We start from the raw sequence: 20,459 nt of genomic DNA on the forward strand, positions 1-20,459 counted from the left end.
GTCCTCATATCTCATACTCCTTATAAAGCTGTACAATTATATCTTCAATTGGCTGGGATGTCACTGAAATATCAACCAAATCAAGGGAATGAGACAATTTCATGATTACTTCCGATACAGAGACTATCGTAGTATCCACACTTATTATGGCTCTTTCCTCTGTCCAAGAAATCGGAGTAGTACCAGGAATTTGAATGGGATTAGTACTTGATTTATAGTCAAGTGTTATAGTGCGATGGGACCCAAAACGGCTTCTTAATTCCTGTAAATTCCCATCATATAATAAGCTCCCTTTCCCTATTAAAATGACCCGATCACAAAGTGCCTCAATGTCGAACATATCATGTGTCGTAAGGATAACAGTTACGTTCTTCTGCTTATTGATTTTTTTTATAAAGTTTCTTACAGCAATTTTGCTTACTGCATCAAGACCAATCGTAGGTTCATCTAAGAAGAGAATTTGTGGATTATGTATTAAGGACGCAGCAATTTCACAACGCATTCGCTGTCCTAAACTGAGCTGTCTTACTGGTGAATGTAGAATATCCTTTAATTCAAGTGTTTCTATTAATAGGGATAGCGTGTCGTTATACTCCGTATCTGGTACCTGATAGATATCTTTTAACAAGGCAAAAGAATCGATTACCGGTACGTCCCACCATAGCTGGGAACGCTGTCCAAAAACAACACCGATATTTTTTACATATTCTACTCGATCCATCCATGGTGTATAGCCCATTATTTCACAACTGCCACTATCAGGAACTAAAATACCGCTCATCACTTTTATCGTCGTTGATTTTCCTGCACCATTTGGCCCGATATAACCAACAATTTCTCCAGGATTAATCGTAAAACTCACATCATTTAATGCATGAACAATCTTATGTTCCCGATGTATGAGCGCTTTCAGACCTGCGGCCAAGCCCGTTGTCCTTTTTGCAACCTTAAAGGACTTATTGATACCTTCGACTTTAATCAATGGATTTCCCTCCTTTTTCCAAAGAAGACTATAATAGCATTCTAGTTAAGATGGTGTCAATTAGTTTTTTGATTTTTTAAAATCTTCTTTCTGGTTTAAATCAACTTACAAGAGAAAGGCTGGAAAAAACCTTTAAACCGATTCATTTGGAGAAATATGTTCTGAAATGACTATTGTATTGGCATCATTTTAGTAATTGGCGAGTTTCTTCATTAGGAATATAAAACTTAGTTACAGGGAATATGATTCGTCGTAATCTTATGTCTTCACCTTTACCGAAGAACCGTGAAAGGAAAATTAGCGGAGTTTTTCCGGTTAAATGCAGAATGGAGCTTGTTTCAAGGTAAATAAGGGGAGTTTTTCCGCTTATCCCCATCAAAATCACCAATTTCTGAAGGTTTCGTTCCAATAGGAGGAATTTCTCCGTCTATTCCTGCCTTTTTTTTTAAAAATTACTAATTAAGCGGAATTTTTCCGTTTATTATCAGCTTTGATGCTTAAGCGGATCTCCCAGGCAATCAGTGGCAGACACTCTCCATCCTAGATGAGGGCCTTTTATCGACCACCTTATAAAATCAATAAAATTGGTACTCAAAACAACACTGTGTCTTTTTTAATTGTACATTACTTATTGTCCATCATAATAATGATGTCCATTGCTATGTCAAATCTAAAAAACCCCCAAAAGTTAGTACTTTTGGAGGTCGGTACCTATCCTTCTTTTCTTGTGTCATTTAGTAAGAATGAACACGAAAACAGGACCTTTTAAATAACCTTTCCAGGCTTAATCGTTTTTCATAAAGCAACCAATCAATTAGAAGTTCTATTCCACTTTAATTGGTGAATAACTAATAATAAAATAAACCACACTGGTGTCACAATTAAAGCGATTCTTGTATCCTCTGCGAGTGCTAAGACAACAAGTACAAATGCTAGAAAAACAAGAATAATATAGTTAGCAACAGGGTACAGCGGCATCTTAAACTTATTCTTCGCAGCTAGCTCTGGTCTTGTTTTTCGATATTTCATATGACAAATAACCGTAATTGCCCAAATATAGATAAAACAAACCGTAGATATACTTGTTATTAATGTAAATACACCCTCTGGCATGAAATAATTTAAAATAACCGCAATTAACACAACTATAACTGAAAAAAACAAAGCATTTGATGGAACTTGATTTTTAGTCAGTTTAGCAAGTGCTTCTGGAGCATTCTTTTCCTTTGCTAAAGCATACGTCATTCTACTAGTACTAAAAATCGCACTATTACATGCAGATGCAGCAGAAGTTAGAACAACAAAGTTAACTATTCCAGCAGCAGCAGCTATTCCCACTGCCAAGAAGACTTGAACAAATGGGCTTTTCGCAGGATTAATAGCATTCCAAGGATAAATGCTCATGATGATAAGCAATGCTCCCACATAAAAAATCAAGATTCGAACAGGGATATTATTGATTGCTTTTGGAATAACCTTTTCAGGATTCTCTGTCTCACCAGCTGTTAATCCGACTAATTCAATACCGACAAATGCAAACACAACCATCTGAAATGAAAGGATAAATCCGTGCATCCCATTTGGAAACATTCCATCATGGCTCCATAGATTGGTAAAACTAGATGGGCCAGCATTTGTTGAAAAGCCTTTAACAATCATAATAAAACCAATAATGATTAAGGCAATAATCGCAATTATTTTAATTAAAGCAAACCAAAATTCCATTTCACCAAATAGCTTAACAGTAGCTAAATTCATAATCAGTAATACCATTAAGGCGATAAAGCCTGGTAACCATTGCGGAATATTTGGAAACCAGAACTGTGTATACATGCCAATGGCTGTTAAATCTGCCATTGCAATGGAGATCCAGCAGAACCAATACGTCCATCCTGTTACAAAAGCAGCCCTATTTCCAATATAATCATGAACAAAATCAACAAATGAATGATATTCAAGATTCGATAAAAGTAATTCTCCTAATGCACGCATAATCAGAAAACAAATAATACCTGTAATAATATATGCAAATAAAATAGAGGGTCCTGCTAAATTAATGGACTTACCCGCTCCAAGAAAAAGGCCGGTACCAATCGCTCCCCCAATGGCAATTAATTGAACATGTCTGTTTTTCAAGCCTCTAGACAATGTTTCTTGCTGCATTTAAAATCACTCTCTCTTCATTTATACTATTAAATTCTATTATGTAACAAAATCAACGAATTATAGTTTAGCACATTATAAAGGAACATTCACGAATCTCTCTTCTTATTGTGTTAAAAGAGAGATTCGTGAGCAACATGATTAATTTTTATGCTTTTAGAATATGCTATTATAGATTAAATACTGTACTATTAGGAAGAAATGTTTAAGAAGTTTCATTTTAAAAATGCTATAATTGGTTGAAATACAAATATCGGTATCCTACAATACTTATAGTAGGAGCTATTCTTTAGGTAGATTGAGGTAGCTAAGTCTGTTCAGATTATAGGAGGAACCATTCATGGCCAATACATATCAAGGAACAAAACTAAAAGTTTTTGCTCTTAATTCATCCCCTGCTCTAGCCCAAGAAATAGTAGAGCATCTAGGTACTGAATTAGGAAAATGTACCGTTAAAAAATTTAGCGATGGGGAAATTCAAATTAATATTGAGGAAAGCGTCCGTGGTTGTGAAGTATTTATTATTCAGTCCACTTGTGATCCTGTAAATCAAAGTATTATGGAATTACTCATTATGATTGATGCCTTAAAACGCGCTTCTGTTGAAACGATTAATGTCGTCATTCCATATTATGGATATGCACGTCAGGATAGAAAAGCACAACCAAGAGAGCCAATTACGGCTAAATTAGTTGCCAATTTAATTCAAAAATCTGGTGCAGACCGTGTTATCACATTAGATTTGCACGCACCACAAACACAAGGCTTCTTTAACATTCCAGTGGACCAATTAGTAGGAATACCACTGCTTGCAGACTACTTAAATACAAAAAAGTATGCAAGTGATGTAGTAGTAGTTGCCCCAGATCACGGTAGTGTTACTCGTGCCCGAGAGCTTGCAGATCGATTAAAAGCCCCAATCGCAATTATCGATAAGCGTGGCCCAAAAGATATTGGTCCTCGTGAGGTAAACATTGTCGGAAACATTGAAGGAAAAACAGCCATAATTGTAGATGATATTGTTGATACATCTTACCGCATTACGACTGCTGCAAAGGCATTACTTGAGAATGGGGCAGAAGAAATATATGCATGCTGTGTCCATCCTGTTTTATCTGAACCAGCAATTGATATGATCCAGGAATCTCAAATCAAGGAATTGATTGTGACAAACAGCATTCCACTTCCAGAGGAAAAGAGAATTGACAAAATTACGCAGCTATCGATTGCTGAATTACTAAGTGATGCCATTAGCCGTGTTTATGAGCATAAGTCTGTGAGTGTGTTGTTTAAATAATCTGTTAAGGCTAAAGGTTGTCCACTGGGCAGCCTTTTTTAATGGATTTAGTAGAAATAACTAGTTGGGTTGGATTATTTCCTCTCTACTTTAGATCATTTAACTAATTACCAAATAATACGAACCCACCTCAAAAATAAAAAATAGACTCCTTTTCAACCAGGAGTCTATCAAATCGTATTTATTTCTCCACTTTAGATAACTCTCATTGTTACGATTCCATCAATCTCTTTTAATTGCTTAGAAAGCAGTGGGATGATTTCATCTGCTACTTCGTTATCGATATCAATCATCGTGTAAGCATACTCGCCACGACTTCTGTTTATCATATCAGCAATATTCAACTGGTAAGTAGAAATTGCTTGTGTTATCTGTCCTACCATATTAGGAATATTTAGATGGAAGGCTGTAACACGACGTTTTCCTGTGTATGGGATGGATGCATTTGGAAAGTTTACAGAGTTTTTAATATTACCTGTTTCCAAAAATTCCTTTACTTGGCGAGCTGCCATAACAGCGCAATTTTCTTCAGACTCTTCAGTAGATGCACCTAGATGAGGAATAGCAATCGTATTCTTCATTTGCAGGACATTTTCATTCGGAAAATCTGTTATATATCGTCCTATTATGCCTTCTTCTAAAGCAACAGCTATATCAATTTCATTTACTAGCTCGCCACGAGAGAAGTTTAAAATTTGCGTACCAGGCTTCATTAAGTCGAAAGCTTGCTGATTAAACATTCCCTTCGTATCTTTTGTTAACGGCACATGGACTGTTATATAATCAGATTCTGTAAATAGCTGTTCTAATGTCATAGCTCGCTGCACATTACGTGATAAATTCCAAGCTGTATCTACAGAAAGAAAAGGATCATACCCAATGACATCCATATCTAGAGCAAGGGCATCGTTTGCAACAAGTGCTCCGATTGCTCCTAAGCCAATGACACCTAAAGTTTTTCCTTTGATTTCGTGCCCAACAAATTGTTTTTTACCCGTTTCCACTAGTTTTGGAATTTGGTCACCTTCAGCAAGGAGTGTTTTTGCCCATGATACACCTTCAAACAAATTTCGAGATGAAGCCATTAATGACATAAGCACCATTTCTTTTACTGCATTTGCATTAGCACCAGGTGTATTAAATACAACAATTCCTTGCGTTGTACATTGCTCAACTGGAATATTATTGACACCTGCTCCCGCTCGGGCAATTGCCTTTACATTCTCTCCTAATTCCATACCATGCATATTAAAGCTGCGCAAAAGAATTGCATCAGGGTTATTGCTCGTATCGTCAATTGTAAAATTTCCTTTTTTAAACACACTTAGGCCACTTGCAGCAATATTATTTAATGTCTTAATAGTCTTTACATCTTTAACAGTCGTAGTGCTCATCTCCATTGCTCCTTTTCATTCAATTATATTCTTTTTACGCTTGGTTAATACGTTTACCTTTCTAAATGAAATCATCTAAAAAAGAAAAAGGCAAAGGAGTATATCCCTTACCTCTGCCCAGGCGAACGACATACGACACTATGTGCTCCCCTACGGTTTTCCGTATTTCGCCAGTTACACATAGCCTTTAGATTGCCTTCATTCTATCAGACTATTCAGTAATCATCAATGACTAATTTCTTATTAATTTTGTGTTTTTTCATGCTTTTTTTAGAATGGTTTATTGGTATAATTTATTTTTCTTTATATATTCATAGCATTTTTCTGGCAAAAGATACCTCGGTTCCCCACCTATCGCAAATTCTTCCCGTATATAGGTAGAGCTTATTTCCATTGCCAATCCCTTATCTAAGAGATGAAAAGTGCTCCCATCGTCATGATTACGGAGGATTGGCGATCGGCTTATGGCTGAAAGCATATCAATTCCATTTCTAGCCATTACAATAAACCGATTTTCTGCTATCAACTCCTCTCCTTTTGTCCACATACCTCTTCCAATATCAACCAATAAATCAGCACCCATAATAAAGTACACACTATCCTCTGGAAAAAGCTTTTTAAAATAATTCATCGTATGATACGTATAGATTTCCCATCCATCTTGTATCATTTCATAATCATCTAAAGAAAACTTCTCATTATCCTCTATTGCCATGTTCACCATCTTTATACGATGTTCATCTGCTGTTTCCATTGTTTTATCCCGTCGCTTACTGGAACAAGGAAGAAAAATAACCTTGTCTAATTTACAACGATGGGCAACAGTGCTAGCCGTCCAGAGATGAACATTTGTTATTGGATCAAAGGATGATCCGTAAATCCCTATTTTACCCAATTTATCCTCTCCTTAAAAAGGTTAAACGCTGCGTGATTTCTCTTTCATTTTTTCTATATAGCTTCGCTTGTTTTCCCAGCATGCTTTACTTAAATCGACTGGATACTCTTCTGGATTAAGCGTTCGCTTATATTCATTCCATAGATAATTCAGGTTCTCTTTAGCCTTCATTTGAATATCTTTTAATGCTGGTGGTTCAAACTGGATATGCCCGTTTTTTATAACTGGATGATGTAATTCGATGGTCCTGTAATTCGCCACCACTTTATTCAAATATGGATGAACAGGATGAAACATTTTTAATGGTTCTTGTGTTATTACTTCATTTGCCAGTGCAATGTAATCACCCTCAGCATGGTCATTTTCATTATTTATAATTCGATATACTCTTTTCTGACCTGGCGTAGAAATCTTTTCCGGATTTCCAGATAATTTAATGGTATCCTCCATTATACCTTGTTCATTTTCTATACTGACTAATTTATATACAGCGCCCAGTGCTGCTTGATCAAATGCAGTAATTAACTTTGTTCCAATTCCCCAGATATCAATTTTTGCTCCTTCTGCCCGCAAATTCATAATGGTATACTCATCTAAATCATTAGAGGCAATAATTTTCGTGTCAGAAAAGCCCGCTTCATCAAGCATTTCTCTAGCTCGCTTTGAAAGATACGCCAAGTCTCCACTGTCTAAACGAATCCCCTTAAAGTGAATCTTATCTCCAAGCTCCTTTGCCACTTTTATAGCATTGGGAACACCAGAGCGGAGTGTGTCATATGTATCAACAAGGAAAACGCATTCTTTGTGGGTGCTGGCATAGCTTTTAAAAGCCTCATATTCGTCTTGATATGCTTGAACAAGTGCATGTGCATGTGTTCCAGATACAGGGATATTAAAAATTTTCCCTGCCCTTACATTACTCGTCGCCGAAAACCCACCAATATAGGCAGCTCTTGTTCCCCATATCGCTGCATCCATTTCTTGCGCTCTTCTTGTCCCAAACTCCATTGCCGTCTGCTCTCCAATAACCTGCTTCATTCTCGCAGCTTTTGTTGCAATAAGTGTTTGGTAATTAACAATATTTAATAATGCCGTTTCGATTAATTGCGCCTCCGCAATTGGGGCTTCTACTCTTAGAATCGGTTCATTGGCAAATACTAGCTCCCCTTCCTCCATGCAATATATGTCACCAGAAAAAGTGAAATTTTTTAAATAAAGAAGAAAATCCTCCTTATAACCTCCTTCATTTCGTAAATAGTCCAAATCGCTTTGTGTAAACCGACAATTCTTTATATAAGATAAAATCCGTTCAAGACCAGCGAATATAGCAAAACCATTTCCAAAAGGGAGTTTGCGAAAGTAAAGTTCAAACACAGCTTTTCGTTCATGTTTTTCATCTCTCCAATATGTCTCCATCATATTAATTTGATAAAGATCTGTATGTAGCATCAGACTGTCATCCGCATAGTTCATTTATTTTCCTCCTCTTGCTATATTCATTTCTACTTCAAAAGCAAAGTCCCTTCCCTTAGCATGTGACAAATCTCTGTTTGTTATATAATTATCCGTATATTTATTAAATCATTCTCTTTTGGGCTAAGCTTTTTATATTTGCACTACAATTTTTTAAGGAGGAAACGTTCATTTAAAACAAAACCATTTTTAACTATAAAAAAAGCAAGTAGTTTCTTACTAAAGAACCTACTCGCTTTTACCTATTTCTTTTAAAACTGTACCTTTTCTAAAAATAACCCATTTGCTTCTGCCATCATTCCTGTCAGACTACGATCTTTTTCTGCAATAATTGCTGGAATAGCATCTGCTTCGATTTTTCCTAGCCCAATCTCTATTAGTGTTCCCACTATTTTTCTTACCATATTGTAAAGAAAACCATCACCACTGACACGAATTTCAAGAAACCCTTCCACTTCTTTTATATCAATGGAGTATATTTCTTTAACCATTGACTTCTTCTTAGATTTAGCGTTCGAGAAAGCTGTAAAATCATGTTTACCAACAAAATAGGCAGCTGCTTGCTCCATTCTTTTTACATTTAGCTTTTTCTCTACATGCATACTATATTTGCGCATAAAAGGATTGGTATACGATTTATTCCAAATTTTATACACATAGGTTTTATCCTTTGCATTATATCTTGCATGAAAACGATCAGGAACGATTGCTACTTTCGAAATACTAATATCATTTGGTAAGTAGTGATTTAGATAATTCATGACCTCTTTTTCCGTCATTTCTTTGTTCATTTTGAAGTTAGCAACTTGTGATAATGCGTGTACGCCTGCATCTGTTCGGCTGCAGCCGATAATTTCAATCTTTTCTCCTACCATTTCTGTCAGGACGTTTTCAATTTTCCCTTGAATGGATTGGTCCCCATTACCGAGGCGTTGCCATCCTTTATACCGTCCACCATCATATTGAATAAGCAATTTATAATTTTTCATTTTTTCTCCTGTCTCTTCCTTTTTATGTTCTTTATTAAAATAACGTAATCCAATTCTAAAATCATTACGAAAACCTAAAGAATCGTACTCATTATACACTATTATCTCCAAATTCTTCATTAGTTAAAAAGTCAGATTATAACAGAAATGCTTCATTTTTTATAAGTTTTTCATTAATTTATTTCCTAAATAAAAGAATCAATGTTAGAGTAAGAGATAGCAGTAAACTATAAAGAGTTGTAGGTGAACAATAATGATAGAAATTAAAACATCCCCCCTAAGCGATGGGGAATTCAATAGAGGCGTATTTGCTACTTGTGATATTAAAAAGGGGACCTTATTCCATGAAGCTCCTGTTGTTCCTTATCCAAATGAACAACATAAGTATATCGAAAGAACGGTATTAGAAGATTATGTATATGAATATGGCATTAATCACAGTGCAGTTGTTCTAGGTTACGGCATGCTTTTTAACCATTCGTATGAACCAAATGCGACTTATGAGATTAATTTTGATAAACATACTTTTGATTATTATGCTTATAAGGATATAAAAGCCGGCGAAGAAATTTTAATCAATTATAATGGGGAAGTCGATGATTACGAGCCATTATGGTTTAATAAAGATAAAGAAGAAGAAAATTAAATTCGTCACTGAAAATTTCCCCAAATAAAATATGTTGATGGGAGCGGATATGTAACATTTCCGCTCCCATCAACATTTTAGCATGCAACAAAAAGGTAAACAAAACCTCGATTCTGAAGACTCGATATTATTTCGAGCTTTTTTTCTTCTTCCACTTTGATTCATATTCCGCTTTTTCCTGATGTACTTCCTTCAATAGACTTACTGTCATTAAAATCATTATTAAGGAAAAAGGAAGAGCCGCAATAATCATCATATTTTGTAATCCATCTAATCCGCCAGAATAAAGTAATACAAGGGAAATCGTCGTAAGCAATACCCCCCAAATGACTTTAATCCGATTACTTGGATTTTGTACGCCATTTGCAGATAGCATCCCCAAAACGAATGTTCCTGAATCGGCAGAAGTAATAAAGAACACAGCAACCAACAAAATAGCCAATAGGGATAGTAAAGCACTAAGTGGATAATGCTCTAAAAGGGCAAACAATGTTTCTTCTGTAGCAAAAGTTGATATAGTACCTAACCCTTTATGTTCAAGATACATCGCATTTCCACCGAACACAGAGAACCATAAAAAGCCAATTACTGATGGAATAAATAGTACGAACGTTATAAATTCACGAATCGTTCTTCCTTTGGAAATACGAGCAATAAAAATACCTACAAATGGTGACCACGCAATCCACCAAGCCCAATAAAAAATCGTCCACGCATCTATCCATTGGCGATTCTCACCATTTAAAGGCGCAATTCGGAAACTCATGCGCACTAAGTTTTGTAAGTAGCTTCCAATTGTATCTGTAAATAAATTGAGGATAAATACCGTATTCCCCATGATAAAAACAATCAAAAATAAAACGAAAGCTAATATCATATTCGTATTACTAAGGATTTTAATCCCTTTGCCTAATCCAGTAAGGGCTGAAAGTAAAAACAGGACGGTGACAATTACTATAATAATAAATTGTGTTAAAAAATTGGAAGGAATATCATAAAGAAAAGAAAGCCCCCCATTTATTTGTACCGCTCCGAAACCTAGCGTTGTTGCAATCCCTGTTACTGTTGCAAAAACAGCGATAATATCAATAATTCTTCCTGCTCTTCCTTCCATTGAATTACCTAGCAATGGCTTCAAGGTTGAACTGATTAATGTTTTTCCACCTTTCCTAAAGGTCGTGTAGGCAAGGCTTAAAGCAACAATCCCATATACTGCCCATGCATGAATTCCCCAATGGAAATAGGTATATCTCATTGCATCTTTTATGCCTTGATCTGTACCAATTTCATTTGTCGGAGAGCTAATTGCATAATGACTTAGTGGCTCTGCTGTCCCATAAAAGACAAGGCCGATTCCCATTCCCGCACTGAAAAGCATCGCTAACCATGCTAGTCTTGAAAACTCAGGCTTATCGTCAGGTTTTCCTAATTTTATTTTACCTACAGGACTTATTAATAAGTACAAACAAATTATCACGAAAAATGTGACCACAATTAAATAATACCAACCAAAAGAATCTGTAATAAAGGATTGGACACTAGCTGTGCCTTCCTTAAGTGTATCTGGTGCAAGAGCTCCTACTAACACAATCAACAAGATTATGATTATAGAAACATTAAAAACAAGATAATCTTTAAACTTCATATAATAAATTCTCCTTCTAATCGAATAATAATCTATGTACAAATAGTCGCCTAGTTATTATATCCGTAATTAGGAGAATTAAACAAGGACAACCCTTTCAGCTTTCTAACGCATCTATCATTTTCCCTGGTTGATTACTGGACTGGATTATTGCTTCTAACACTTGTTGATTCCTTAGTCCTACTTCAAAATCTGGAAAACCTGATCCTATTTTCCCCTTTAGCATTTGGGCAAAATCCTCCCATTCAGACAAGTATACAGTTTTTGGAACATGCATTTTTTTCTCCACAACCTCAGCCGTCCCATCATCAAAATGTATCAAATTCACTATCTCTTCTTCCATTGTACTTGCATGAATAGTTCCTTTATCACCGTATATGGACACATCAAACTGATTCCCTGAGCCTATAGCATTTCTTGTTGTTTGAAATGTACCAACTATGCCACTTTCCATTTTTGCCTGAAAACATACAAAGTCGTCAATAACGAATTCTTTCCATTCATTCGATTGCTCCATTTTTCTTTTCTTAATAAAGCTTTCCATTTTAGCTGATACTTCTTGAAATGATCCAAATAAATAATATGCCATATCAATCATATGGGAACCTAAATCGCCTAATACTCCTGTTCCTGTGACCGCAGGATTAAAGCGCCAAACATAGGGAGTATCATAAGGTAGTGCTCCCCACCCTTGCAGATACTGAATAGAAAAATTCATTATTTGACCGATTTCCCCTTTATCTAGTAATGCTTTTACAAATCGAAATGCTGGTGTATATCGATAACTAAACCCTACCATACAAAGAATAGGTTGTTGCTTATATTTTTCAGCAAGCTGTTTCGCTTCCTCATAGTCCAATGTTAACGGCTTTTCTGTTAAGATAGGCATGTTTTTTTCGATACAATATTCCAATATTGGCGCGTGTACATTATTGGGTGTGATGGATACAACTGCATCTACTTTTTGAGAATCAATTAACTTACGGAAATCTATATATTGATTTTCCGATTTAATAGCTAATCGCTCTCCGACTTTTTTTAGATTTTTGTTATTTGAATCACAGATTGCATCAATTTGAAACGTTCCGACATTCTGCAATCCCTTTATATGAGACTGAGCCATCCCACCAACTCCAATTAATCCTATCCGTATTTTCTCCATCATACTTCTCCTCCTTTTTTGTTTTCATATTTTGAAAAAATCCTTTTAAATATAATCGAATTCACAAAAGTCAAAATGGAAAGTCCACCAAAGGTAATGAAATAGACACCTGTTAAAAAACCAGTAAAAGAGGATAAAAAGAAAACAATAGGCACTATATTGATCATTAGTACCAGTAATAAATATGGAAAGTGAAAGCCTCCAATCAATAAAGAATTTACAACTGCTGTTTTTATTGAATCTTCAAATCTAGATATATAGGGAAAAATAATTACGAACAATGTAAGATATAAAAAGCTAAAGATAAGGGTTAGACTCATAAAAATAACTTTCCAAATCCCATTGGTGTATACAAGATAATAAATATCTCCAAGTAGAATTACGCCAATACCTATCAGGAGAAACCAAATAAGGGAGCTCTGTTTTAAATTCTTTTTAAACGACTGGATAAAACTTATCCAAATGGAGGGATGTTCTCCTCTTGCTATTTTAAAATGAACCGAATACAAAGCTGTTAGCGAAGCACCTATCGTGACAATAGGAAGTGAGAAAAGAATAAAAATAATATTCAATAAAAGAACATCTACTATTTTCGCTAAATTCCTGCTGATGGGACTATCGAGTTGAAAGAATGTACCCATTTCATTCACCTGCCTTTTCAACAATAAATAATTCACTTCCTATTAGATAATCAAGTAGTCTTTTATAAAGAAACAACAGTCAGAAATAAAAGTTTAATTCTGACTGCTGCACTTCGTACTTTCTACTTTAATGATTCCTGATATCTGTTAAATGCAGTATTTTGGATTTCCATAAACTCACCGTAACCCATTTTTTCTAGTTGCCTTATATAATCATCCCATTCTTTTTCTACTCCACCTTCTACAACCCATTTAGATTGCATGGAATTCACATAGGAAGTTAAGTCTACATTCAACGTATTTAAACGTTGCATTTCATCTGCTGTAAAGCTTACTGTTGGAAATTGCTCTCTTGCGTATTCGCTTATTTTTTTATCAAGTTCTAGCTTTAATCCATCCCCACTATCAGTTGGCAAAGTTACCTTTTCATTAAATCCATCTTCAATATATTTAGGACCAAAATCACGGAATGAATTAGTCCAAGCAAAAATATCTGCTGATTCTCCTTCAGGTGCATTCAATACTTGATACGTCCCATCATCATTTTTCTCTACCCCAATGCCAAATGATCCATAAAAAGTTTGAATACTAGCATCCTCTGTATAAAATTTATCTGCCCATTGTAATAATTTTGCTGGATCCTTGGCTTGAGTCGTAATAAGTAGTTCATTTCTCGAATAGGTTTCCGTATCAGAAATTACGTATCTTTCTCCATCAGGACCTTTAAGCGGCGCCAATGGAACATATTCCTTGGCATTTGGACCAAATACAGCATCTGGTGTCCATCCAAAGGCGACTCCTACTAATGAACCGTTTTCATCTTTACGTTTTGCTTCTGCCATTGAATCATCCTGTGTAAACAATTCTTGATCGATTAAGCCATCCTTGTATGCTTTATTCATCCATGCAATTCCCTCTTTATATTCTTCCTGTGTAGGAATGTAAGAAGGCTTTCCATCCTTTAAAGTCATTAGACCAGCTTTATCATTTCCTTTCGTTACGCCAAATGGCAATATAAACCCATAAATATTCCCTCCATAAGGAATTTCATCATTTAAATCTCCATTTCCATTTGCATCCTTTTCCTTAAATGCTTTTAGAACATTATAAAAATCTTCATACGTATCTGGCATTTCCAAGTCTAAATTATCTAACCATTTTTGATTAATAAATAGCTGATTTCCTGTTAACGGTCTTAAAGGCAATTTCTTAGGCAAGCTATAAATATGGCCATCAGGAGAGGTAACTAGAGCTCGTAATGATGGCTCTGTCTCAAATGCCGCCATTAGATTCGGCATATTTTCTGCAATTAAATCCTCTAATGGAATAAAAAGACTTTGGTTTTGGGCAATATCCCCATCACTTAAAGCTAACGATCCCCAAAATGCATCTGGTAAATCTCCACCTGCCATCAGTACTGATTTCTTATCTCCCCATTCGGAATTTAAATAGATGTCCCAATCGACTTTAATTCCAGCTTCTTTTTCTGTATCTTCTACAAAGCCTTTAAGAAAATCATCGCCCCAGTCTGCCCAACGAACGGTTGCAATTCGATATTCCCCATCTTCCTTTTCTTTGGTGCTCGTGTTAGCATTGCTACAGCCAACAATTAAACTACTTGTTAAAACAACACTTAGTAACCCTTTCCAGCTTCTCTTTATCATTGCTATTCCCCTTTCTATTACTCTTTTATAGAACCAACCATGACACCTTGATTAAAATATTTTTGCAAAAATGGATATAAACACATAATAGGTGCAGTTGATACAACTATCGCTGCATACTTCATCATTTCGGATAATCTTCTTAATTCTGATGCCAGTTCCCCAGATGCAGTACCAAGCAAAGATTCATTGGAAATTAGAATCCTTCTCAAAACTAATTGAAGCGGCTGCAAATCTTCATTGGAAATATAAATCAGTGCATTAAACCATGAATTCCAAATACCAACGGCAGTCCACAAACCAATTACAGCTAAAATAGCTTTTGATAATGGCAGTACTATCGTTAAAAAATATCTGATTGTTCCACATCCATCAATTTGCGCTGCCTCCCACAACGTATCCGGTATACTATTTTTAAAAAAAGTTCTAGCGATGATTATATTAAAAGAGGACACAGCAAAAGGTAATACCATTACCCAAAAGGTATCAAGTAACCCAAATCCTTTTATAACTAGATAAGTTGGTACCAATCCTCCACTTACAAACATAGGAATAAGTATAAAAATAGATAGCCACTTTTTCCCGAATAAATCAGCCCTTGATAAAGCATATCCTGCAGGAATATTAACGATTAAAGCGATAATCGTCCCCACAACCGTGTAAATAATTGTATTCAAATAAGATCTCCAAATAATTTCCTGCTTAAATAATTCAATATAGCCATCTACCTTCCACTCTTTTGGCCAAAACCATACGTTTCCATTTGTAACATCTGTTGGATTACTAAAGGAAGCGATAATAATAAACCATAAAGGATACACAATCATTAAAATCATTAAAATAGCAGTCGTATAGACAGCAATGTCAAACAAGCGATCATTCCAACTTTTTTTCTTTTGTGATTTTTTATTAAATTTTTGAATAAGTGTTCCTTCCAAGACTGAGGCCTCCTTCCTATAATAAACTTGTTTTTGTTAGTTTCTTGGATAGCCAATTTACAAGAAGTAAAATGATAACATTTACTACGGTATTAAATAAACCAATCGCAGTTGATAAGCTATATTGAAAGTTTTGCATCCCTACCTTATAAACATAGGTTGAAATAACCTCACTTCCAGTTAAATTCAATGGATTTTGTAATAATAAAACTTTTTCAAAACCTACACTTAAAAGACTTCCAGCACGCAAGATTAATAAAATCATAGCCGTAGGCATAATAAGTGGTAAGTCTATATGGATAATTTTCTGTAGGCGGCTTGCACCATCCATCGTTGCAGCCTCGTAATAGGTAGGATCAATAGCTGACAATGCTGCCAGAAAAATAATACTATCCCATCCTAAATGCTGCCATACATCACTCCATACATATACACTACTGAAAAGTGTCGGTTTAGATAGAAGATTCGGCATTTCCATCCCAAATATAGATAAAATATTGGCTATAAGCCCAGTGCTCGGTGATAGAAAAATTAATATCATACCACACATTACCATCGTTGAAATAAAATGAGGCAAGTAAGTGGTAACTTGAAAGAATTTTTTAAACATTCCAATCCGCATTTGGTTACAGAGAATAGCTAATGCAATCGGAAGTGGAAACCCTACAAAAAGACTATACAAACTAATATATAATGTGTTTTTTAGCGTTAAACCAAATTGATAGGAATGAAAGTACTGTATAAAATGCTTCATTCCTACCCACGGGCTATTCCAAATCCCGAGTGCAGGAGAATAATCCTTGAACGCCATGATAATTCCATACATAGGGATATACGTAAAACAAATTAATAGAATGAGAGTGGGCAGAAGTAATACATATAATGGAAGACTTTTTTTCATTGGCTTTAAATAATTTCTCTTATTTGGAAAATCAGGTGTGATTTGCGTGTTTTTTTCCACAGCAATCGTACTTTTCAACTCTACCACCTCCTTTATTTGTTATAATTATTATATGAAAGCGCATTCAATAAAAATAGAGCTAATCCGACCTGAAATAATACTAATTAGGACAGATTTTCTTCTTATTTCTCTATTCCACACTAAGAAATAGCAGTATTCCGTTGTATTTCAGTTATTTTCCTTTTTCAAAACGGAATATTGCTAGAAAAAGTGTATTACGTTTATATAATGAAAATAAGCATTGGAGATGAGTAAATGATACGTTCCATTGATAAGAACCCATCCCGCTCTATAAATTACTATTTAAAAGTACTTTTAATCATTATGGTAATTATCTTACTAATAAACATGTTTATTAGTATGTTAACAATCTCTATTACAAGGAAACAAAGCATTGATACCATTACGAATTCCGTCAAATTTTATATAGAAAATGTTCGCTCCAATTTAAACGCGATAGACCACTTTATGATTTGGACAGTAGTACACGAACCAATAATTGAAGAAATGGAAGAGAATATGGATATGGACGTTTTCCCACAAAATTTAAGTAATTTTCGAACAAGAGTAAATGACTTTCAATACTCGATTGGAAAAGAGTTTCAGTTCTTTCTTGGTCTCAAAAAAGAATCGTTTTTTTCTAACGCTTCACCTATAGAACTACCTTATCAAGATTATCTACAAGCAAAGAATTACTTTTTCTCTAAAAATGATGCGCTACATACATATGAAATATTTAGTACATGGAAAACGATAAAAATAAACGAAACTTTTTATTTTTATCATCTATTAAGCTATGATAATCGAATTTTCGTTTGTTTAGTGTCTGCAGAAGATCTATTAAAACCTTTAAATGGCTTTAACTTAGGGAGTAATGGTTCCATCGTCATGAAACAAGAGGGAAAAACGATAATAACAACTGATCAACAAATGGCAAAAGATGAAGCGGCATCCTCTCCCTTTTTTACAAGCAAGTTACTATTTGAAGAAAAGAATATACTACTGCCGTTTAGCTTACAAATAAACGTAGATCATTTCGGTGCCTTTAAACATGTAGTTATCACACAAGTCCTCTTAATTCTTGCAACTATCGTTATTAGCATTATCTTATTTTTTATTTTTCTCTATATAAAAAATCGTTTAATCTTTCCTATTCAAAAGTTTTCTAAAAATCTATCTGAGCTAAACAATAGTAACGGTACGATTAATTTTGAAAGCAACAGCATTATCGAACTAGAGCAGGCTAATACACAATTCAAGAACCTAATGCAAGAAATAAAAAAATTAAAAATTAATATTTATGAGCAAGAGCTGGAAAAGAAAAGAATAGAGATGGATTTTTTACGATTACAGATTAAACCACATTTCTATATCAATTGTTTATCAAGTATTCATAGTATGGCAGAACTGCATATGTTTGCCGAAATCAAGAAAATGTCTATTGCGACATCCCGTTACTTTCGATACCTTTTTCAAACAAATCATCACCTTGTTTCGTTAAAAAAAGAGCTTGATCATATTAGCGATTATCTTTCTATTCAACAATTATTACATGGTCCTACTTTTCATTATGAAACATCCATTCAACTAAACATAGAGGAGATGCAAATACCTCCGTTGATTCTGCAAACTTTTATTGAAAATAGTATCAAGTATGGATTTTCTGATATAAATTATGAGGAAACTCTAATCATTTCACTAAGTATTACCCCTGCAAAAGACGAACAAAAATTGAACATTACCATAAAAGATAATGGGCCTGGTTATCCATTAGATATACTGAACAAACTTCAAAATCAACTACCCCTATCAGAAGTTAATGGAAAACAAATCGGAATAAATAATGTCATCCAAAGACTTCAAATGTTTTATGGAAATAGCTTTTCTATATCCTTTTCAAATGGAATAAATGATGGAGCTTTTGTTCAATTAGTTATACCAAAACAATTACTGGAGGAATAAAAAATGAATGTCTTAATAGTAGATGATGATCGATTTCTCGTTAAGTTATTGAAGGAAAAAGTTAACTGGGGAACTCTAGGGATTGAACAAGTTTATACTGCTCATAATATTCGCCAAGCAAAGAATATCTTTATTAATGAGAACATCCACTTGCTTATTTCAGATATAGAAATGCCATACGGTAGCGGTCTTGAATTATTAGCATGGGTCCGACAAGAAGGATATTCGATACAAACAATTTTTTTAACAAATTTTGCTGATTTTCATTATGCCCAAAAGGCCATTGAACTTCAGAGCTTTGAATACTATTTAAAGCCAATAGAAATCGATAAATTAGAGTTTAGTATTTTGAAAGCGATAAAAAAAATAAAAATAAGGCAGCAAAGCGAAGAGGCTATCCAAGTTGGCCAGTATTGGCAACAAAATAAACAAAAACTAGTGGATCATTTTTGGAGTTCCTATTTAAGTAATCCAAAATGGCTTAAAGCAGAACTGGAAGAACAATTACTAAAAAATCATTTAAGTTATTCCCCAGATGACTGCTTTTTGCCAATTCTATTAAACATATTTCCATATAAGATTTCGTTAAAAGAGAAAATACCTCCTATTTTAGAAATAGATGAAAACTTGGTCTTAAAATTAAACGTCCATTTAGAAGAATCCTTTAAGGAAACCCCTTTTTCTTTGGAAAGTATTGTTGGATTAGATATTAATAAAGAAAAATATGTACTTCTTATAAAAAATTCCAAGGAGCATTTCGATTATCAGTCATTCATTGCATTATGCCAGAACTTAATCCAGACTCTGCGAAATGATTTGTTAATAGATACTCGCTTTAGTTTTTGTTTTTCTACACCTTTAGAAAAACTTCACAAAGCAGTAAAACAACTACAACAAAAAAGCGAGGATATGATTGATTTTAGAAACACAGTTCAGTTTTTTCAATCTTATGAAAAGAAAACAAATCCGTATACAGAACCTAATTTGGACATTTGGGAAAAACATCTTCAAAACGGTAATAAACAAATGTTTCTAAATAAATGTGAACAATATTTAATTTACTTAAAAGATACCAATAATCTTAACCTTAATGTATTACACAATTTCCGATTAGACATCACTCAATTATTGTTTACTCATTTAAAAAAGCAGGAAGTGCTCGCTCACAAATTATTTGATGGAAATACGAATAACCTACTACAGACTCAATCATTACGTTCCATTGATGATATGATGATTTATATTACCTATTTAGCAGATACTTCACTCCATTATTTAGACTTTATTCATTCACAGAAATCTGTTGTAAATACCATTTGCGATTATATTGATGCACATTATCATGAAAATATCACAAGAGATAGCATTGCAAAAATTGTGTACTTAAGTCCAGATTATATTGCAAGAATTTTCAAGAAAGAAAAGGGCCTCTCTCTTGTCAACTATATCATTAAAAAAAGAGTAGAACTCGCTAAGACGTTACTCATTCAAACAACCTTGCCAGTTCATATCATCTCCGATAAAGTTGGTTATGGGAATTACTCTTACTTTACTAAACTGTTTAAAAAAGAGACAAACTATACTCCTTTTGAATATCGACGTAAAGAAAAAGCCTCCACTCATTAGAGTGTGAGGCCAAATTTATTT

16 protein-coding genes and 1 riboswitch are annotated in these 20,459 nt (G+C 34.4%); of the genes, 4 read left to right on the top strand and 12 right to left on the bottom strand.

Going from position 1 to position 20,459, the window contains the following annotated elements; genetic code table 11:
- Positions 1-4 precede the first annotated feature (4 nt).
- Both ACTQ5K_RS10880 and ACTQ5K_RS10885 read right to left on the bottom strand, forming a co-directional pair.
- Complete coding sequence (locus tag ACTQ5K_RS10880) at positions 5-982, bottom strand: ABC transporter ATP-binding protein (protein WP_349204930.1); 978 nt, start codon at positions 980-982, stop codon at positions 5-7.
- A gap of 810 nt (positions 983-1,792) precedes the next feature.
- Complete coding sequence (locus tag ACTQ5K_RS10885) at positions 1,793-3,145, bottom strand: amino acid permease (protein WP_235251972.1); 1,353 nt, start codon at positions 3,143-3,145, stop codon at positions 1,793-1,795.
- Positions 3,146-3,485: 340 nt separating this feature from the next.
- Between ACTQ5K_RS10885 and ACTQ5K_RS10890 the strand changes: the two genes are divergently transcribed.
- Positions 3,486-4,442, top strand: coding sequence for a ribose-phosphate diphosphokinase (locus tag ACTQ5K_RS10890; protein ID WP_235252787.1), 957 nt, complete (start codon positions 3,486-3,488; stop codon positions 4,440-4,442).
- Positions 4,443-4,636: 194 nt separating this feature from the next.
- Here the strand turns inward: ACTQ5K_RS10890 and ACTQ5K_RS10895 are convergent, their stop codons facing one another.
- The 4 genes from ACTQ5K_RS10895 to truA form a co-directional block, all read right to left on the bottom strand.
- Complete coding sequence (locus ACTQ5K_RS10895) at positions 4,637-5,836, bottom strand: phosphoglycerate dehydrogenase (RefSeq protein WP_235252786.1); 1,200 nt, start codon at positions 5,834-5,836, stop codon at positions 4,637-4,639.
- A 108-nt stretch (positions 5,837-5,944) separates the two neighbouring features.
- A riboswitch (ZMP/ZTP riboswitch) is annotated at positions 5,945-6,024 on the bottom strand.
- 92 nt (positions 6,025-6,116) lie between these two features.
- Complete coding sequence (nadD, locus tag ACTQ5K_RS10900; protein ID WP_349204929.1) at positions 6,117-6,731, bottom strand: nicotinate (nicotinamide) nucleotide adenylyltransferase; 615 nt, start codon at positions 6,729-6,731, stop codon at positions 6,117-6,119.
- A gap of 21 nt (positions 6,732-6,752) precedes the next feature.
- Positions 6,753-8,204, bottom strand: coding sequence for a nicotinate phosphoribosyltransferase (locus ACTQ5K_RS10905; protein ID WP_349204928.1), 1,452 nt, complete (start codon positions 8,202-8,204; stop codon positions 6,753-6,755).
- 251 nt (positions 8,205-8,455) lie between these two features.
- The gene (truA, locus tag ACTQ5K_RS10910) at positions 8,456-9,193 is read right to left on the bottom strand and encodes a tRNA pseudouridine(38-40) synthase TruA (RefSeq protein WP_031539398.1); all 738 of its coding nucleotides are present in this window, start codon (positions 9,191-9,193) and stop codon (positions 8,456-8,458) included.
- Positions 9,194-9,446: 253 nt separating this feature from the next.
- Between truA and ACTQ5K_RS10915 the strand changes: the two genes are divergently transcribed.
- Positions 9,447-9,839 carry an SET domain-containing protein gene (locus ACTQ5K_RS10915; protein WP_349204927.1) on the top strand — a complete coding sequence of 131 codons (393 nt, stop codon included), beginning with the start codon at positions 9,447-9,449 and terminating at the stop codon, positions 9,837-9,839.
- 127 nt (positions 9,840-9,966) lie between these two features.
- On the opposite strand, the gene ACTQ5K_RS10920 is transcribed toward ACTQ5K_RS10915, so the two are convergent.
- The 6 genes from ACTQ5K_RS10920 to ACTQ5K_RS10945 form a co-directional block, all read right to left on the bottom strand.
- On the bottom strand, positions 9,967-11,484 hold the full coding sequence (locus ACTQ5K_RS10920) for a glycine betaine uptake BCCT transporter (protein ID WP_251629838.1): 1,518 nt from the start codon (positions 11,482-11,484) through the stop codon (positions 9,967-9,969).
- Between the two features lie 97 nt (positions 11,485-11,581).
- Positions 11,582-12,649: a Gfo/Idh/MocA family protein gene (locus ACTQ5K_RS10925; RefSeq protein WP_231512578.1), complete on the bottom strand. Its 1,068-nt coding sequence runs from the start codon at positions 12,647-12,649 to the stop codon at positions 11,582-11,584.
- Positions 12,646-13,311 carry a YesL family protein gene (locus ACTQ5K_RS10930; protein WP_155986768.1) on the bottom strand — a complete coding sequence of 222 codons (666 nt, stop codon included), beginning with the start codon at positions 13,309-13,311 and terminating at the stop codon, positions 12,646-12,648. Before ACTQ5K_RS10930 ends, ACTQ5K_RS10925 begins: the two co-directional genes overlap by 4 nt.
- A 98-nt stretch (positions 13,312-13,409) precedes the next feature.
- Positions 13,410-14,951, bottom strand: a complete 1,542-nt coding sequence (locus ACTQ5K_RS10935; protein WP_441993907.1) for a sugar ABC transporter substrate-binding protein — start codon at positions 14,949-14,951, stop codon at positions 13,410-13,412.
- Between the two features lie 17 nt (positions 14,952-14,968).
- Entirely contained in the window at positions 14,969-15,889 is a 921-nt protein-coding gene (locus ACTQ5K_RS10940; protein WP_051640992.1) for a carbohydrate ABC transporter permease, read from the bottom strand.
- 16 nt (positions 15,890-15,905) lie between these two features.
- Positions 15,906-16,868: an ABC transporter permease gene (locus tag ACTQ5K_RS10945; RefSeq protein ID WP_441993908.1), complete on the bottom strand. Its 963-nt coding sequence runs from the start codon at positions 16,866-16,868 to the stop codon at positions 15,906-15,908.
- Between the two features lie 237 nt (positions 16,869-17,105).
- Here ACTQ5K_RS10945 and ACTQ5K_RS10950 point away from each other — a divergent pair, with 237 nt between their 5' ends.
- Positions 17,106-18,812, top strand: coding sequence for a sensor histidine kinase (locus ACTQ5K_RS10950; protein WP_031538756.1), 1,707 nt, complete (start codon positions 17,106-17,108; stop codon positions 18,810-18,812).
- Positions 18,813-18,815: 3 nt separating this feature from the next.
- A complete protein-coding gene (locus tag ACTQ5K_RS10955; protein WP_031538758.1) occupies positions 18,816-20,438 on the top strand; it encodes a response regulator transcription factor in 1,623 nt (540 codons plus the stop codon).
- Positions 20,439-20,459: the final 21 nt, after the last annotated feature.

Origin of the sequence: Niallia sp. Sow4_A1, from assembly GCF_052116745.1 — a bacterium.
Classification (GTDB): domain Bacteria; phylum Bacillota; class Bacilli; order Bacillales; family Cytobacillaceae; genus Niallia; species Niallia hominis.

Coding starts and splice junctions, on each gene's coding strand:
- ACTQ5K_RS10885 (WP_235251972.1), bottom strand. CDS start 3,145: ATGCAGCAAGAAACATTGTCTAGAGGCTTGAAAAACAGACATGTTCAA.
- ACTQ5K_RS10890 (WP_235252787.1), top strand. CDS start 3,486: ATGGCCAATACATATCAAGGAACAAAACTAAAAGTTTTTGCTCTTAAT.
- ACTQ5K_RS10895 (WP_235252786.1), bottom strand. CDS start 5,836: ATGAGCACTACGACTGTTAAAGATGTAAAGACTATTAAGACATTAAAT.
- ACTQ5K_RS10905 (WP_349204928.1), bottom strand. CDS start 8,204: ATGAACTATGCGGATGACAGTCTGATGCTACATACAGATCTTTATCAA.
- truA (WP_031539398.1), bottom strand. CDS start 9,193: ATGAAAAATTATAAATTGCTTATTCAATATGATGGTGGACGGTATAAA.
- ACTQ5K_RS10915 (WP_349204927.1), top strand. CDS start 9,447: ATGATAGAAATTAAAACATCCCCCCTAAGCGATGGGGAATTCAATAGA.
- ACTQ5K_RS10920 (WP_251629838.1), bottom strand. CDS start 11,484: ATGAAGTTTAAAGATTATCTTGTTTTTAATGTTTCTATAATCATAATC.
- ACTQ5K_RS10925 (WP_231512578.1), bottom strand. CDS start 12,649: ATGATGGAGAAAATACGGATAGGATTAATTGGAGTTGGTGGGATGGCT.
- ACTQ5K_RS10935 (WP_441993907.1), bottom strand. CDS start 14,951: ATGATAAAGAGAAGCTGGAAAGGGTTACTAAGTGTTGTTTTAACAAGT.
- ACTQ5K_RS10950 (WP_031538756.1), top strand. CDS start 17,106: ATGATACGTTCCATTGATAAGAACCCATCCCGCTCTATAAATTACTAT.
- ACTQ5K_RS10955 (WP_031538758.1), top strand. CDS start 18,816: ATGAATGTCTTAATAGTAGATGATGATCGATTTCTCGTTAAGTTATTG.